Below are 15,002 nucleotides of genomic sequence, written 5' to 3'. Positions count from 1 at the left end.
CCTGTGGAGAGTCAAACCAACTTAATGGCAAGTCTATTAGGGATTCGGTGAAGCAGGAAGTGAACGTCCATCCCATGAAGAGTGGGAACTTGACCATTCTTGATCAAGTTTGAGTAAGTTTCATAGAGCGGATAAAGACTAATAGAATAAAAAAGATGAGATTTTTGTTCATATTTTAGACATTGAGCATGATTAATCATCATAGATCAATCTTTGATGAATAAGCTAGTTAGTTCACTTAAACTCATTGTCGAGAAAAACCCCTAAGTTACGGAATTTCTGATACCTTAATTCTTTCCTCTGTTCGATCGAAAGGCTATCTAAATACTCTAAATTGTCCAAAATACCCTGTTTGAGAATAGAAGCTGTGGCAAGGGGATCAGAATGGGCGCAGCCCGGAGGTTCTGGTAAAATTTGATCGATGATACCTAATTCTTTTAAATCCTTCGCCGTAATTTTTAGGGCAAGGGCGGCTTGTTCAGATTTTTTGGCATCTTTCCATAAAATAGCGGCACAGGCTTCAGGACTTGCTACGGTATAAACCGAGTGTTCAAACATCATCAATTTTTCGGCGACACCAATACCTAATGCCCCCCCAGAGCCTCCTTCACCGATAACAGTGGTGATAATCGGCACATCCAAGCTAAACATTTCCCTGAGATTGTAGGCAATGGCTTCCCCTTGTCCTAATTTTTCAGCGTCCACCCCTGCATAAGCCCCCGGAGTGTCAATAAAGGTGATAATAGGCATGGAAAAACGGTTAGCGTGTTCCATTAAACGCATGGCTTTACGATAACCACCGGGGGAAGCCATACCGAAGTTTCGTGCTACATTGTCTTTGGTATCTCGCCCCTTTTGATGCCCTATAATCACTACTGCACGTCCATTTAAACGGGCTATCCCACCGATTAAGGCTGGATCATCATAACCTCTTCGATCGCCGTGTAATTCAAACCATTCATCGGTCATAGCTTGAATATAATCAAGGGTAGAAGGGCGACGGGGATGACGGGCGATTTGTAATTTTTGGGAAGGAGTTAGGGTACTAAAAATTTCTTTGCGTAGTTGTTCTGCTCTACTCTCCAATTCTGCTAATTGCTCAGAAACGTCCACTTGATTTTTTTCTGCTAATTCTCGAATTTGGGTAATTCGGGCTTGTAATTCGACTAAAGGCTTTTCAAATTCTAGTAAAAAAGTGCGTTTTTGTTCTGTTTTTGCCATAAAATTTGATGATATAAATAAATAATAATTTGTTGATGAAGATTAATTTTTTATAGGGTTTTACTGTCACAATAATTTCTCTATAATCAGTAAATACTGTTATTATGAGCTTATTTCAAGTTCGTTCAAGTTTATATTGTATTGCTTTGTTTAATTTTTTTGCATTGTTTATTCTATCACTTTTTTGTTGAAGAGCCACTTTCGTAGAATTAAACTAAGCCAAGACGCATCTTAAATTGCATATTATATCGAAAAAACAAAAGGTTTATGGATCGGCAACTTGATTTGATTGCCGACAATAGAATTAGTATGGCTCTGGGTATATGCGGTACTGGTAGTTGACATTAATCATTGTCTTAGAGCAAATGTGACATCTCCCACACTGACCTAACGGTACAGATGTGGGCTTCTTAACTTCGCAATTAAGAGTTTCTGCTTCACAGGACGGCACTAGCCTTACAGACAAGTCCACAAGACCCCCTAAATTTTTATCTGAGATAGTTTTAATTTTTTTGTGACAACAAAGGGCTAAACTTATATTAGCGAGATATTAAGGGAAATTATCGATCGAGATTATGAGTCAATATGATGTCATTGTAATTGGTTCGGGCATTGGGGGTTTAGTCACCGCTACTCAATTAGCCTCAAAGGGAATCAAAGTCTTAGTATTAGAAAGTTATACCATACCGGGGGGCAGTGCGGGGTATTTTGAGCGACAGGGTTATCGCTTTGACGTGGGCGCTTCCATGATTTTCGGTTTTGGCGAAAATGGCACTACTAACTTACTCACCCGTGCTTTATCTGCTGTTAATCAGAAAATGGAAACAATACCCGATCCAGTACAAATACACTATCATTTACCCAATAACCTTGATTTAAAAGTTCATAGAGAATACGAAAAATTTTTAGAAGAATTATATAAATACTTCCCCGAAGAAAAGGAAGGAATAAGGGCTTTTTATGATGAATGTTGGCAGGTGTTTAATTGTCTTAACTCTATGGAGTTACTCTCTTTAGAGGAGATTCGTTACTTAACAAGGGTATTTTTTCAACATCCTTTATCCTGTCTTGGATTGCTTAAATATTTGCCTTTGAATGTGGGAGATGTGGCGAGAAAATATATTAGAAATCCTGAGTTGCTCAAATTTATTGATATGGAGTGTTATTGTTGGTCGGTTGTACCAGCAGATTTAACCCCCATGATTAACGCAGGGATGGTATTTTCCGATCGACATTACGGCGGAATCAACTATCCTAAAGGGGGAGTGGGTAAAATCGGAGAAACTTTAGCGGAAGGTTTAGAGAAGTTAGGGGGTGAAATTCAATATCAGGCAAAAGTAACAGAAATTATTATTGAAGGCAATCGAGCCAAAGGGGTAAAATTAACAGATGGTAGGGAATTTTATGCTCGAAGAATCGTCTCTAATGCCACCCGTTGGGATACCTTTGATAAATTGATAGATAAGAGTAAGAAACCTAAAAAAGAGATAAAATGGCAAAAAAATTATCGTCAATCCCCTAGTTTCCTGAGTCTTCATTTAGGAGTGGAAGCCAAAGTTTTAGCCCATAATCCCGAATGTCATCATATCATTCTCGAAAATTGGCGTAATTTGGAAGCGGAGCAAGGTACAATTTTTGTTTCTATACCTACTTTACTCGATCGAGAACTAGCGCCCGAAGGTTATCATATCATCCATGCTTTTACCCCCAGTTCGATCGAATACTGGGAAGGCTTATCAGGGAAACAATACGAGTATAAAAAAGAAGAATCCGCAGGGCGACTAATAGAGCGTTTAGAAACCATCTTCCCCGGCTTAGATGCAGGTTTAGACTATATGGAAATTGGCACACCTCGCACCCATAGAAAATTTTTAAATAGAATTAACGGTACTTATGGACCTATTCCAGCAAAACGTTTAAACGGTTTATTGTCAATGCCCTTTAATCGCACTGCCATCAAAAACCTTTACTGCGTGGGAGATAGCACATTTCCGGGGCAGGGTTTAAATGCGGTTGCTTTCTCTGGATTTAGTTGCGCCCATCGTATTGCCGTTGACTTAGGCTAGTGAAGTACCCTAACTTACCTATCGGTTGAAGATAGGGCTTCTCGTCTCACTGCCAATGCTTTACAATACTCCGAACCTAATCCAAGCATTGTCGAGTCTTACTCAGCATCTCTACCTATTTCTAGGCTTTATCTAGTCTAGCTAGAATCCGAGCAGGAGTCCGCCTTCCACAGACCCATAGAACAAACAAAATTCTATTTGCTTCTCAACCTTGCCATTATTTGGTATTGGGCTGATTGCTTCCCTAGTCTCTGCCGAGTACATACTTTATGCCACAAGGGCGGCCTCTTAGTCAGCTAGGTGGGTCAATGACCAATTCTATCATAACACAAATTTTTGTGTGGACTCCCTACGGTCGATTTTTAAATTGGTTGCTGATTCATCCCTACCCTATAGAGGAATAGGGAATTTTCAGCTTTATGTTAAATTGACACCAGATACTTGAATTGTAGCAATTCTCGTTTTGGTTAGATACAAAAATTGTCGTTGAAAGGGAATAGGCAAAAAACAAGAGTAGTGGTATCTTCGATATTTTTTTCTAATAATTTATTTTTCATCAATGATTCCTGATTGCTATACAATGAATTTTATCAAAATGTATGGAATAACAAAAAGCAGTGAATGAGAGTTTAAATTATATTCGACAAACAATTATTTTAATCAAATATTATAGTTTTGATCTCAACGGTTATAAGATTAAAGAATTGATTATCAAATGGACAAAACTTTATCCTCATCATTGGCTACCCTTCGCCGTAACAGAAGCGATTTATCAAGGCAGATTAAAAGCTGTTTCGGTGGAGCAAATTTTAAATGTTTGGCAAAAAAAAGGACAAATAAATCAAAGTTTCAATTATGAATTTTCTCGACTAATTCAGCCTAACATTATTATTTCGATTGATGAAGACAACGAATTAAAATATATTTTTAGTAATGTTAATAATCAGGAAAAATTACCCTTAGTTTCCAATCACCAAGAATCTCACAATCTCTCAGAAAACGTAGTTATTGATCAAGAGAAAACCCTAGAATCAGGGATGAATAACTTTGAGCCTTTAAATGATTATTCTCAATGTTTTCAAAAATTAAAGGGTTTTATTTCTAAAGAAAATTAATAATTAATTTCGCTTCTTTAGATATGATAAATCGGGAATAAATTACTAATCAGAATAGGGAATTATTAAATAATAATTTATAAACTTTTAGCTTTTATTTGTCGATCGAACTATTTTATCGTGTTTTAAGATACTGTTTTATCAATTTCCAAGATTTCAGGTTTCACCCTCTCGAAAAAGTTAACTAACATAACCGTTAAAATTCCTTCAATTATAGCTTGAATACCATAACCAATTAAAGAGGTTAAAATGGCGGTTTTTTCTGTATCAATATTAAAGTCGGAAGAAATAGTATTGAGGGTAATAAAAACAAAGATTAGTGCGGATAAAAAAACAGCGATCGAACCTACCAAAAAAGTTAAAATATTTTGATTAATAGGACTCTTAAATAAAGAGAATTTTCTAGCAGTCCAGAGATAATAAGCTAGTAGAGAAGGTATTCCCATAATAACAGCATTGATTCCTAAAGTCGATAAACCACCATGTTGAAAAAATACTGCTTGAAAAAATAAACCAATAAGAATAGCAGGAAAGGCAAAATAGCCTAAGACTAAACCCATTAAACCATTTAAGACTAAATGAATACTAAAAGGAGGTATGGGAATATGAATGAGAGAAGAAACAAAAAAAGTGGCAGTTAATAAAGAAGCCTTAGGTATTTGTTCTTGATAATTCGATTGTTTGCTAATTTGTCGTAAGGAAAACCAAGTTATTCCACCTGTCACAGCGTATCCAGAAATAGAAACTACAGGGGGTAAAATTCCATCGGGAATGTGCATAAAAAGTAATAAGTAAAGACTAAAGAATCGAAATTAAATAATTTAGTTAGATTGTCATTGCGAGGTACGAAGCAATCTGAAGCAATTTCTTAAAATTAAGATGTTAATTTTCAATTCTACATTCTCTTTGTCATGGTGAGACACATTAACAATCCCATAATTTAGTAGGGATGGTGAGGAGATAAGTTCAAACTAGGTTAAAATTTGATCTTGATAAGAATAATTTTATACATAAGTGATGGATACAAATAACGCTGTTTTACGTCAAGAAATTATTGGCTCAAGACGTTTTAGTAATCTTTGGTGGGCTACGGTGGTTTCCATTGGAGGCATCGGTTTTTTATTGGCGGGATTATCTAGCTATTTTCATACTAATTTCCTTCCCGTTACTGATACTTCTACTCTCCAATTTATTCCTCAAGGTATCGCTTTGACTTTGTATGGGGTAGCAGGTACATTATTAGCTTTATACCTATGGTTAATGATTTTTCTGAATGTGGGTAGTGGTTACAATGAGTTTAACAAAGAAAATGGCAAGGTAACTATTTTTCGATCGGGTTTCCTTGGCAAAAATCGCCGTATCGAATTAGTTTATGAGTTAAATGATATTCAGGCAATTAGGGCGGAAATTAAAGAGGGTTTAAATCCGAAACGAACTTTATATTTAAGAGTAAAACCTAAAAGAGATATTCCTTTAACTCCTGTGGGTGAGCCTATTTCTTTGTCGAAACTAGAAAATCAAGGGGCACAATTAGCTCGTTTTTTAACTGTTCCCTTAGAAGGTTTATAATATTGTCTAATATAAAATAATTTTTCCTTCTCAATTATTGCCTACTGCTCGATCGAAATCCAAGATTCGCAGTAGGTATTTTTGATGAGATTAATCATTGTGATATAATAACTAATAGGAAAAACTTTTGATCATATATTTTTTACTTAAATTCTAAGTATTTATAACTACGGCTTATGTTGTATTTAATCATCTTTTCCCCCATAAGATAACGGTTATTGTTAAGTTTTTGTCTATAGATGTTTTTTAAAATTCAATGATCTATAATCAGGAGTTAGTGACGTGATTTCTATTACACTACCTGTCAATGTCAGTAATTGGAAAACGGTTAGTTTTGCCTCAACTTTGTATCTTTGTCCTGTACTTGATTTATTATTAGAAAAAATACCAAAAGAGTTACATCCAGAAATTAGGTTAGGATTACAGGAAGCCCTCGTCAATGCCGCCAAGCATGGGAATAAACTTGATCCGAGTAAGCAAGTGGTGGTTAAATTTTCCTATGGTCGAGGGGAATATTCTTGGTTAATATGTGATCAAGGTAATGGATTTTCGCAACATTGTTGTTGCCCTTTAGACGAATCTGATTTGCCCCCCGAAGATTCCGAACATGGTAGGGGACTATGTATGTTGCATCATATATTCGATCGAGTGCTATGGAATAATCAAGGCACACAAGTTACACTATGCAAACAATTTCATAAATTTTTCAAACCTTCTTTGGACACGTCCAATTGTTAAAATTATAAAATGATTATAATAGCTCGAAAATTCTCCACAAATATTTGACATCTATTGTCAATACTTGTCTATATTTTCGGCAAAGTTTTCTAATACTAATTCCTGTTCAGCACGAGAAACCATGTTATCTTGTAAATTATGATCGTGTTGACGAGTCTCTGCTAATAATTCCCTTGCCTTTTCTTCCACATCTGTGGTATGATGTTCGTGTAATTCTTGTTCTGTTAAGGATAACAAAGTTTCTTCATTTTGTTGTTCGTGAAGTCTTTGCTTTGCCATTAACTCTCTTGCTTTGTCTTCTGTACTCATCGTTATATACCTCATAATATTAATATCTATCATCATTGTAAGATTTTTCGGGCAGTTTTTGAGATTTTTGTAAATTTAGACACAAAAAAATTTTAATTCTTCTGATTGCATTTTTAAAATAATCAAAGCTATAGGTGATAAAATTTATATTAATTATTTTCTATTAATTTGGCATAACTACTGTAGAAGAGTCTGAATTTTTTTGATTTTTAAACCTGAAACCTGACACCTCCAATCAACAACTAATTCTATTTTTGCGTAACATCAGTCATTAATACGCTCTAGGCTTTGGCGTAAATTCTTCTGAGGAAAGACATATCTAAGTTACCAAAGTTAACACTAAATGCCACATTAACTTTTTCCAGACTTCTGACTAACCACCCTGCCCCTTGACTGGTGAATGATTCATAGTGGTTAAATAAGATGGAAAATCTTTTTTCTAAGTAGGGTTTGACTTTACTACACACTAACACTAATTTTAAAAGTAATCCAATGGTTTTAGTCGTTCCCATATTACTAATCATATCCATAAAGACTAAATGACTGGGATTTTGAGGGCTATCCACAATCAAATAATTGAATAGTTGACTATAGGTACGCATTTTCAGAAATTCATCGGGTTTACTGTTGTTGTATTTAGGATATAAGGCCTGTAACTTGTCATAGAGTCTTTTGTTAAAACTATTTTTGCCATAGCGTCCATCGATCGACTGTACAATATACTCATATAAATCATCTTTAAACAGTTGATAATTGCGAGTGTCGCTAGTATGGGTTAAAAAACTGCGAGATACTTCTTGATAGGAATAGCCATTTTCGACTTTGCCTACATAATGTTTTAAACTTTTGCCTAAATCTCGATCGCTCAATAGGGTAGGATTACTAACAGGTTTGATAATACTTTCAGCGTTCATTTGCTCCATTTTTTCTCGTCCTGCTTGTGCTACCCTAATTTGATAGGTGACGAATTTAGACAATTTAGACTCGAATTGTTTTTCTAACTCTGTTTTAACTTTATATACCGTTTCTTGCTGTTCTGCGCTACTATCAGCACCTAAGAGACAATGATCATAAAGATAAGGATAACGATTAATTAAATTACCCACCACAACTTCTTTTGTCTCAGGTTGAATTTTTCTTTCCTTGCCGTTATTAATAATCGTGGCTAAACGTTTTAACTGTTTATAATAATCAGTTTGTAAAAATTCTCTCACTAATTGTTGCATTCTGACTGCATAAGACTGTCCGTAATTTTTAGGACCACCTGATGGAAGTAAGTCAAATAATTCTGCTAATTCTACTACATAGATTTGAGTTTTGGGGTGTAACTGCCAACGGTTAACCAAAATATGACAACAACGATTTAAGATAGCAGGAAAGGTTTCTGAAGCGTTTTTCTGACGAATTATTCTTGCTAATAGTTCTAATATTTGCGGATTATCATAGTTTCTAGCTTGAATGAATAAATAGCGAAATCTATCTAACACTTGTTGTGGCGATTGGCTTTTTACGCATTCTAACAAGTGATCATAAACATACTGTTCATTAACAGTAAGGGTTGAGTTATGACGATTTGATAGAGATGAAATATTCACGGCTTTTCATGATATGGTATATTGTGGAATTAATTATGTTAATAGAATTGTGCCAGATATAACTAGGCTATATTATCTATACTAATTAAATTATAATCTAAGTTCTTAATTTATCTATCAGCTAAAATACTGAATTTTTTATCTTTTTTATCTATGAAAATTTTTGCGAATCTTCAATCTATCCGTGAAATTACTGATGCTAATAGTGTTTCTATTCCTGATGATATTTTAAGACAAGAATGTAGTGGATTTAGTACAGATACTCGAACTCTTAAAAAAGGTGAAATTTTTATTGCTTTAGAAGGTGAAAATTTTAATGGACATAATTTTCTCAATCAAGCCATCGAGGCTGGTTCGATCGCACTAATTACCAGTGAAAGTTATCCTGCTTTAACAGAGACAAAAATACCAGAGTTTAAAGTAAAAGATACTCTTCAAGCCTATCAAAAAATAGCCCATTGGTGGAGACAAAACCTTGATATACCTATCATTGGCATAACTGGTTCTGTGGGGAAAACTACCATGAAAGAGTTAATTTCTGCAATATTAAGTACTCAAGGAAAAGTATTAAAAACTGAAGCTAATTATAATAATGAAATAGGCGTTCCTAAGACACTTTTACAAATAGATGAAAGCCATGATTTTGCAGTAATTGAAATGGCAATGAGAGGAAAGGGAGAAATTGCACTGTTAACGGAAATTGTTAACCCAAATATTGGGGTAATTACTAATGTTGGTACAGCCCATATTGGCAGGTTAGGCTCAAGGGAAGCCATTGCAAAAGCAAAGTGTGAATTGTTAGCAAATATGGATAATTCTGGAGTAGCAATTCTCAATGGTGATAATGATTTATTGATTAAAACGGCTTCTGAGGTGTGGCAAGGCGAAACTATTACCTATGGTTTAAATTCGGGAGATTTTCGGGGGGAATTAGTTGATACTCAGACTTTGAAGGTGGATAATAAATTATATCCTTTACCCCTCTTAGGTGAACATAATGCCCTTAATTATTTAGGTGCATTGGCTACGGCGAAGGTTTTAGGTATTGATTTATCGATTTTAGAGCAGGGTATCGAGGTTATTTTACCTAAAGGTAGAGCAAAACGTCATCAATTACCTAATGATATTGAGGTGTTAGACGAGACTTATAATGCTGGTTTAGAGTCGATGATAGCATCGTTACACTTATTAAAGCAAACCCAAGGACAACGCAAAATTGCGGTTTTAGGTACGATGAAAGAATTAGGGGAGTATGCACCCCAACTTCATCGACAGGTAGGGGAAACGGTAAAAGCCTTAAATCTTGATATGTTGTTGATTTTGGCGGATGAAGAAGTTACTAAGGCTATGGCAGAAGGTTCGATCGAAATACCTACTGAAATTTTTAGTAATCACGAAGATTTGTTGAAACATTTAAGACAAGTGGTTACAAGGGGCGATCGAATTTTGTTTAAAGCCTCTAATTCTGTGGGGTTGAGTAAAGTTGTGGACGATTTTCTTAAAGACTATGGAGAAAAAGTCTTTTGATGAGGAAAATTCATAAACATAAACTAAAACGTATTTAATTGCATTTTTAGAACTTACCCGTTGATTTACAAAACTGTAAATTTATAAATATATTATATATAATAATAACTATAGCAATCAGGAATCAATCATGAGAATACAATCTCCCCTAACCCTTTTAAATAAAGGGAAACTTAGTTTAAATTTCTCACAAATGATTTAGGACTGCTATAAATAATTATCAGGTACTAATATGGTAGTTCCCATTGCTGAAATAGTTAGGAATGGTATTGTATTTGATCTCAAAAATTGGTCTAAAGAAATGTTTAATACAGATCAGCTTGTTCAAATTATTGACAATATTTTTAACACTTTAGCCGAACGAAAAATTGATTATTTATTAGTCGGAGGAGTCGCTTTATTAAGTTATGTCGAAGGACGTAATACTCAAGATATTGATTTAATTTTGTCTAAGTCAGATTTAAAATTTTTACCAGAAATTAAGATTATTGAAGAAAATAATGATTTTATTCGAGGTGAATTTGAGAATTTAACTATTGATATTTTATTGACAAAAAATCGCCTATTTAAACAAATTATTCAAGATTTTTCTACCGAGAGACAATTTGGGAATAAAATCATTAGCTGTGTTAGTGTTGAAGGATTAATTATTCTCAAATTTTATGCGTTACCTTCCCTTTACCGACAAGGTAAGTTTGAAAGAGTTAGTATTTATGAAAATGATATTCTTTTATTACTATTAAATTACTCAATAAATTTAGAAAAAATATTAAAGATATTGTCTAATCATTTACTTCCAAGTGATTTAGAGGAACTAAAAGAAATCGTCTCTGATATACAATCAAGAATTAAACGTTTTACTTCTAAGCAGAAAAAGTTAGAATGAGGTTTTACTTATGACGTTAATTGCTGAAACTGCACACTTTTTTGTTAAAAGCGATTAGTTTGTTTACTATCAGATAAATCGATCGAATTTTCGGCGGAATTATCATCAATTTTGACAACTTCAGGGTTTTGGGTAGAATAGGATAAAACTTCTTCTTCCCTGAGAATTTTGCCTTCTTTTTTTAACAATAATGATAAAGCATTTTGGTTATGGATAGCAGGAATAAAATTAGAATCAAAATCAAGGATAATATTATAGGTATTAATTGATTCTTGATAATAACCTAAATCAGCTTGTAAAATTGCTGAATTATAATAAGGTTTTAGATATTTAGGTTTAGATTTTACTGCTAATTGATAACTATTTAATGCTTGTTTATATTCTCCTAATTGGTGATAAATAATTCCCAAATTATAATAAGCCTCTGCTAAATTTGGTTGTATTTTTATGGCTTGAGTATAATCATCGATCGCACTTTGTTTATCTCCTAATTGATAATAGATATTACCTCGATTATAAAAACCTTGAAAAAAACGATTATTTATTTGAAGAACCATCGTATAATCTTCTAAGGCTTCAATCAATTGTTTAAGTTTACTATAAACTATAGCTCGATTAAAATAGGCAAAATAGTTTAAAGGATTAATTTTAATTTCTTGATTATAGTTACTTAAAGCCTCTGGATAATTTTCTAATTGTTGATATAAATAACCACGCCAATGATAGGCAATCTCATTTCGATCGTTTAAACTAATGGTTTGAGATAAGTCTTGTAAAGCTCCAGATATATGTCCTAATTTATATTTACAAATTGCCCTTAAAAAATAACTTTTTGATGACAGGGGTTTATCCTTAATCGCCTTATTATATAAAGATAGAGATTGTTGATAATTACCATTTTTAAAATATTTTTTAGCTAATTCAAAAAGAGAATAGTTATTAATAACAACATGATTAATATAAAAATTTAATCCACCAATATATAACAATTCTGATAAATTAATAATAATTTTATTATTCTTTTGTTGAGTTTTTGATAACAAATCTAGGGGAATAAAACCTAAAAAAATAACGGGATACTCTTTTACATTAGCTGTAAATTTTTGAGGACAAATAGCAAATATAACTACTTGATTATTTTTAATTTCATCTGATGACAAAATATAGTCAATATTATTAAAATTACCTTGATAAATTTTGAACAAAATTTTAATATTTGTTGCTTGTTTAATAACAAAATAACTATTAATTAAACTCTCTACAGAATCCAAATGATAAACATGATTATCTAACCAAGTTATATGACCAAATTTTGATAAAAAAGCCTCGATACCTAATTGACGATAAAAAACTTTTTCTAAGATTTTTTGTGGTGAATAAGTTAAATTATATTTCTTAATAATTTCTTCTGATTCTAAGGCGGATTCTTTGTTAATCTTTTCGATCGAATCTTCTGTAATAATAACTTTTTCACTGTGGAAATAATTATCTTGACAAATCAATAAATTTCCCAAATCAAGACGGGAACAAAAATCCAGTTGTTGTGCCTTTAATGGTGATGTCCAATCCATACTTGAGTTTGGGGATAAAAAAGAGTGATAATTCTTAATTTTTAGGAATGCGAATTTAATAACTTACTAAAGTTTATCGTCATTGCGAGGTCACGAAGCAATCTCTAACATCAAACTTGTTTATTTTATTTAATCTTCATTCCTTAATTCTTAATTCCTCATTCCTAATTACTTCTTATATCTTCTAAGGTAAAAAGACTTTCAAATTCTAAGCCTTGGGAAGCATAAAATTGCGCCCCTCCTGCTTGTCGATCGACTAATGAGATAATTTTATTAACCTGATAACCAGCACCCCTTAATCTTTCTACTGCTAACATAGCAGATTTTCCTGTGGTGACAACATCTTCCAAAACTACAACATTTGCCCCGGCAGGTAAAGTAACCCCTTCAATGTAAGCCTGTGTACCATGTCCTTTTGCTTCTTTACGCACAATTAGGGCGTGAATAGGTCGATTTTCTAAAGCTGACACTAAACTTACAGACGTAACTAAAGGATCAGCACCTAAAGTTAAACCAGCTACAGCAGAAATATTTTCATCCAACAAAGAAAACATTAATTTCCCTACCAATAAAGCACCTTCAGCCCTCAAAGTCACTTGTTTACAATTCAGATAAAAATTACTTTTTTGTCCCGAAGAAAGAGTAAAATCCCCTTCCTGATAGGCATATTTCACGATTAAATCTAATAATTCTTGCTTTAAAATAGTGCTATTATTTTCCATAAATGTTTTTCGATAAATCAGTTACAATGAGAGTAACATGATCTTACCAAATATCAATTATGTTATCAAAAATTTCTCGTTTTGTGGCGATCGCCACGTTAACTACTCTTACTTGTGTTATTGCTCATCCTAGTTCGGCTCAATCGGTGGATTCTACCCCTGAAACTCCAGAAATGGCAACCGTTGAAGCCAAACCTTTTAATGTTAGTCGATTAGTAAATGAAGCCTTTGCTACCAACAGTGGTACGTTTTTTGAGGATGCTAGTATGGCTGGGCAATTAGAAACCATTTTTGGATGGCGTAGTACTTGGCAATATGGACAACCTGCAAATAATCGAGCAGGATGGCGCCGATTCCCCCAAGGCTCTTTTCCAGAAAATAATATCACGGCGGATGCTTTATTATTAAATGCCATTATCTATGATTATTTTCGCCAAATGAAAGAGGATGATCCGATCATTCGTACTCAAGATTTACCCAATCCTTTTAATACTTCCTTAAAAGAAACGATGGATTATCGACAGTAGTTTATTTATCCAGGGTACAGGAGTTGAACCTGTCTTGGGCGAATTATGAGTTCGCTGCCTCAACCGCTCGGCCAACCCTGGTATTTTTTGACCTTCACTATTATAAGATATATTGTTATCCTTTTGTCAAATTTTTCTTTTTATGAAAATAAATACTTCTTCTTTACTTTCTCCTACTGCTATTGCTAGTGTTTTTGTATTAATAGGTAGCTTGTCCATCGGTCTTGGTACGGGATATTTAACTTTTTATTTAGGTACAGAATCTCTTATGGGGGTAACATCTCCTGAAGAAAATCCTACTCAAAAAATCAATGGTAAGACGGAAAACAATGGAGAAATTCAAAATTTTACCCTGATGTCTGAACAAAAAATGTTGGTTAAAGTTTATGATCATATTCACAAAGCCAGAGAAGAAAGTAAACTTCAAGCTCAACAGAAAAAATAAATAACCTAAAGAAAAAAGAAAGTTACGATCGAAATAGTTGTAATACCAATGCCCAACCATAAAAATTGATTATCTTTATTATTGACAGTACTTAAGTCCACTAATTCAATTTGACGTTTCGGCTTAATTTTTCGATCGAGATTACTAGCTTGACGATATTGAGGCGCACTAGGGGTAACATTATTAAGATCGGGAATTTCTGTCATCCATTCTTTCGGACGGGTTAATTTCGGTGCTTTGATAATATAAAGCAATTGTTTCGCCTGTTGTTTAGTTTCTCTATGGGGATGAGTAACTAATTCTTGACATAAACTAATGGCTTTTTGAGACTCTCCATTAGCTTCATAGGCATTAACTAACCAAATTTGTACTTCTCCCCCCAAAGGAGAATTAAGGGGAATTAGTTTAGACGCCTCCTCTAAATTCTCAATACTCAAACGATAACGCCCACTGTCATAGGCTGATTTACCCTGTTGATATTTAAGTTCAAATTCCCGTTGTGAAAATGAAGTAGTCCCCATAAATATAAGTAAAAAGTAAGAAGTAAAAAGTAAAGAGTATTTAATTCTACCAGATAGGTTTAAACCCAATATTTATTATAAATTTATATAAAAATCTAACAAATATCGTGTGCTTCGGCACTATCTAGCCGACCTTTCCATGGGGAAAGGGTTTTAAAGGCAATGTTAATCGCCCCATTCCAATCTCGTA

At 33.6% G+C, this 15,002-nt stretch carries 15 protein-coding genes and 1 tRNA gene; 8 read left to right on the top strand and 8 right to left on the bottom strand.

Annotated features, from left to right (window positions below):
* Positions 1-234: 234 nt before the first annotated feature.
* Positions 235-1,221, bottom strand: coding sequence for an acetyl-CoA carboxylase carboxyl transferase subunit alpha (accA, locus tag ACN4EE_RS18760; protein WP_431708013.1), 987 nt, complete (start codon positions 1,219-1,221; stop codon positions 235-237).
* A gap of 572 nt (positions 1,222-1,793) precedes the next feature.
* Between accA and crtH the strand changes: the two genes are divergently transcribed.
* Both crtH and ACN4EE_RS18750 read left to right on the top strand, forming a co-directional pair.
* A complete protein-coding gene (crtH, locus tag ACN4EE_RS18755; protein WP_431708014.1) occupies positions 1,794-3,287 on the top strand; it encodes a carotenoid isomerase in 1,494 nt (497 codons plus the stop codon).
* Between the two features lie 617 nt (positions 3,288-3,904).
* A complete protein-coding gene (locus tag ACN4EE_RS18750; RefSeq protein WP_431708012.1) occupies positions 3,905-4,402 on the top strand; it encodes a hypothetical protein in 498 nt (165 codons plus the stop codon).
* Between the two features lie 125 nt (positions 4,403-4,527).
* Here ACN4EE_RS18750 and cbiM read toward each other — a convergent pair whose 3' ends face one another.
* Complete coding sequence (cbiM, locus tag ACN4EE_RS18745) at positions 4,528-5,181, bottom strand: cobalt transporter CbiM (RefSeq protein WP_431708011.1); 654 nt, start codon at positions 5,179-5,181, stop codon at positions 4,528-4,530.
* Between the two features lie 238 nt (positions 5,182-5,419).
* On the opposite strand from cbiM, the gene ACN4EE_RS18740 reads away from it, so the two are divergent.
* A complete protein-coding gene (locus ACN4EE_RS18740; protein ID WP_431708010.1) occupies positions 5,420-5,971 on the top strand; it encodes a photosystem I assembly protein Ycf4 in 552 nt (183 codons plus the stop codon).
* 282 nt (positions 5,972-6,253) lie between these two features.
* The gene (locus tag ACN4EE_RS18735) at positions 6,254-6,709 is read left to right on the top strand and encodes an ATP-binding protein (protein WP_431708009.1); all 456 of its coding nucleotides are present in this window, start codon (positions 6,254-6,256) and stop codon (positions 6,707-6,709) included.
* A gap of 57 nt (positions 6,710-6,766) precedes the next feature.
* Here ACN4EE_RS18735 and ACN4EE_RS18730 read toward each other — a convergent pair whose 3' ends face one another.
* Positions 6,767-7,018 carry a hypothetical protein gene (locus tag ACN4EE_RS18730; RefSeq protein ID WP_431708008.1) on the bottom strand — a complete coding sequence of 84 codons (252 nt, stop codon included), beginning with the start codon at positions 7,016-7,018 and terminating at the stop codon, positions 6,767-6,769.
* Between the two features lie 281 nt (positions 7,019-7,299).
* The gene (locus ACN4EE_RS18725) at positions 7,300-8,613 is read right to left on the bottom strand and encodes a hypothetical protein (RefSeq protein WP_431708007.1); all 1,314 of its coding nucleotides are present in this window, start codon (positions 8,611-8,613) and stop codon (positions 7,300-7,302) included.
* 153 nt (positions 8,614-8,766) lie between these two features.
* Here ACN4EE_RS18725 and ACN4EE_RS18720 point away from each other — a divergent pair, with 153 nt between their 5' ends.
* A complete protein-coding gene (locus ACN4EE_RS18720; RefSeq protein ID WP_431708005.1) occupies positions 8,767-10,140 on the top strand; it encodes a UDP-N-acetylmuramoyl-tripeptide--D-alanyl-D-alanine ligase in 1,374 nt (457 codons plus the stop codon).
* A gap of 232 nt (positions 10,141-10,372) precedes the next feature.
* On the top strand, positions 10,373-11,026 hold the full coding sequence (locus ACN4EE_RS18715) for a hypothetical protein (RefSeq protein ID WP_431708004.1): 654 nt from the start codon (positions 10,373-10,375) through the stop codon (positions 11,024-11,026).
* 44 nt (positions 11,027-11,070) lie between these two features.
* On the opposite strand, the gene ACN4EE_RS18710 is transcribed toward ACN4EE_RS18715, so the two are convergent.
* Both ACN4EE_RS18710 and pyrE read right to left on the bottom strand, forming a co-directional pair.
* On the bottom strand, positions 11,071-12,597 hold the full coding sequence (locus ACN4EE_RS18710; RefSeq protein WP_431708003.1) for a tetratricopeptide repeat protein: 1,527 nt from the start codon (positions 12,595-12,597) through the stop codon (positions 11,071-11,073).
* A gap of 164 nt (positions 12,598-12,761) precedes the next feature.
* Positions 12,762-13,319 (bottom strand): orotate phosphoribosyltransferase, encoded by a 558-nt coding sequence (gene pyrE / locus ACN4EE_RS18705; protein ID WP_431708002.1) that lies wholly within the window; start codon positions 13,317-13,319, stop codon positions 12,762-12,764.
* 59 nt (positions 13,320-13,378) lie between these two features.
* Between pyrE and ACN4EE_RS18700 the strand changes: the two genes are divergently transcribed.
* A complete protein-coding gene (locus tag ACN4EE_RS18700; protein ID WP_431708000.1) occupies positions 13,379-13,846 on the top strand; it encodes a hypothetical protein in 468 nt (155 codons plus the stop codon).
* Positions 13,847-13,854: 8 nt separating this feature from the next.
* On the opposite strand, the gene ACN4EE_RS18695 is transcribed toward ACN4EE_RS18700, so the two are convergent.
* Positions 13,855-13,927, bottom strand: a tRNA-Ile gene (locus ACN4EE_RS18695).
* 61 nt (positions 13,928-13,988) lie between these two features.
* Between ACN4EE_RS18695 and ACN4EE_RS18690 the strand changes: the two genes are divergently transcribed.
* Entirely contained in the window at positions 13,989-14,291 is a 303-nt protein-coding gene (locus tag ACN4EE_RS18690; RefSeq protein ID WP_431707999.1) for a hypothetical protein, read from the top strand.
* A gap of 5 nt (positions 14,292-14,296) precedes the next feature.
* Here the strand turns inward: ACN4EE_RS18690 and ACN4EE_RS18685 are convergent, their stop codons facing one another.
* Positions 14,297-14,812 carry a tetratricopeptide repeat protein gene (locus tag ACN4EE_RS18685; protein ID WP_431707997.1) on the bottom strand — a complete coding sequence of 172 codons (516 nt, stop codon included), beginning with the start codon at positions 14,810-14,812 and terminating at the stop codon, positions 14,297-14,299.
* Between the last annotated feature and the right edge of the window lie 190 nt (positions 14,813-15,002).

The organism is Geminocystis sp. CENA526 (genome assembly GCF_050753365.1).
Taxonomy (GTDB): Bacteria; Cyanobacteriota; Cyanobacteriia; order Cyanobacteriales; family Cyanobacteriaceae; genus Geminocystis.
The sequence above is the reverse complement of the archived record's forward strand: the minus strand, read 5'-3'. Positions and strand labels throughout refer to the sequence as shown.

Excerpts from the sequence above, each read along its gene's own strand:
- accA (WP_431708013.1), bottom strand. The coding sequence starts at position 1,221 with ATGGCAAAAACAGAACAAAAACGCACTTTTTTACTAGAATTTGAAAAG.
- cbiM (WP_431708011.1), bottom strand. The coding sequence starts at position 5,181 with ATGCACATTCCCGATGGAATTTTACCCCCTGTAGTTTCTATTTCTGGA.
- ACN4EE_RS18740 (WP_431708010.1), top strand. The coding sequence starts at position 5,420 with ATGGATACAAATAACGCTGTTTTACGTCAAGAAATTATTGGCTCAAGA.
- ACN4EE_RS18730 (WP_431708008.1), bottom strand. The coding sequence starts at position 7,018 with ATGAGTACAGAAGACAAAGCAAGAGAGTTAATGGCAAAGCAAAGACTT.
- ACN4EE_RS18720 (WP_431708005.1), top strand. The coding sequence starts at position 8,767 with ATGAAAATTTTTGCGAATCTTCAATCTATCCGTGAAATTACTGATGCT.
- ACN4EE_RS18715 (WP_431708004.1), top strand. The coding sequence starts at position 10,373 with ATGGTAGTTCCCATTGCTGAAATAGTTAGGAATGGTATTGTATTTGAT.
- ACN4EE_RS18710 (WP_431708003.1), bottom strand. The coding sequence starts at position 12,597 with ATGGATTGGACATCACCATTAAAGGCACAACAACTGGATTTTTGTTCC.
- pyrE (WP_431708002.1), bottom strand. The coding sequence starts at position 13,319 with ATGGAAAATAATAGCACTATTTTAAAGCAAGAATTATTAGATTTAATC.
- ACN4EE_RS18700 (WP_431708000.1), top strand. The coding sequence starts at position 13,379 with ATGTTATCAAAAATTTCTCGTTTTGTGGCGATCGCCACGTTAACTACT.
- ACN4EE_RS18690 (WP_431707999.1), top strand. The coding sequence starts at position 13,989 with ATGAAAATAAATACTTCTTCTTTACTTTCTCCTACTGCTATTGCTAGT.
- ACN4EE_RS18685 (WP_431707997.1), bottom strand. The coding sequence starts at position 14,812 with ATGGGGACTACTTCATTTTCACAACGGGAATTTGAACTTAAATATCAA.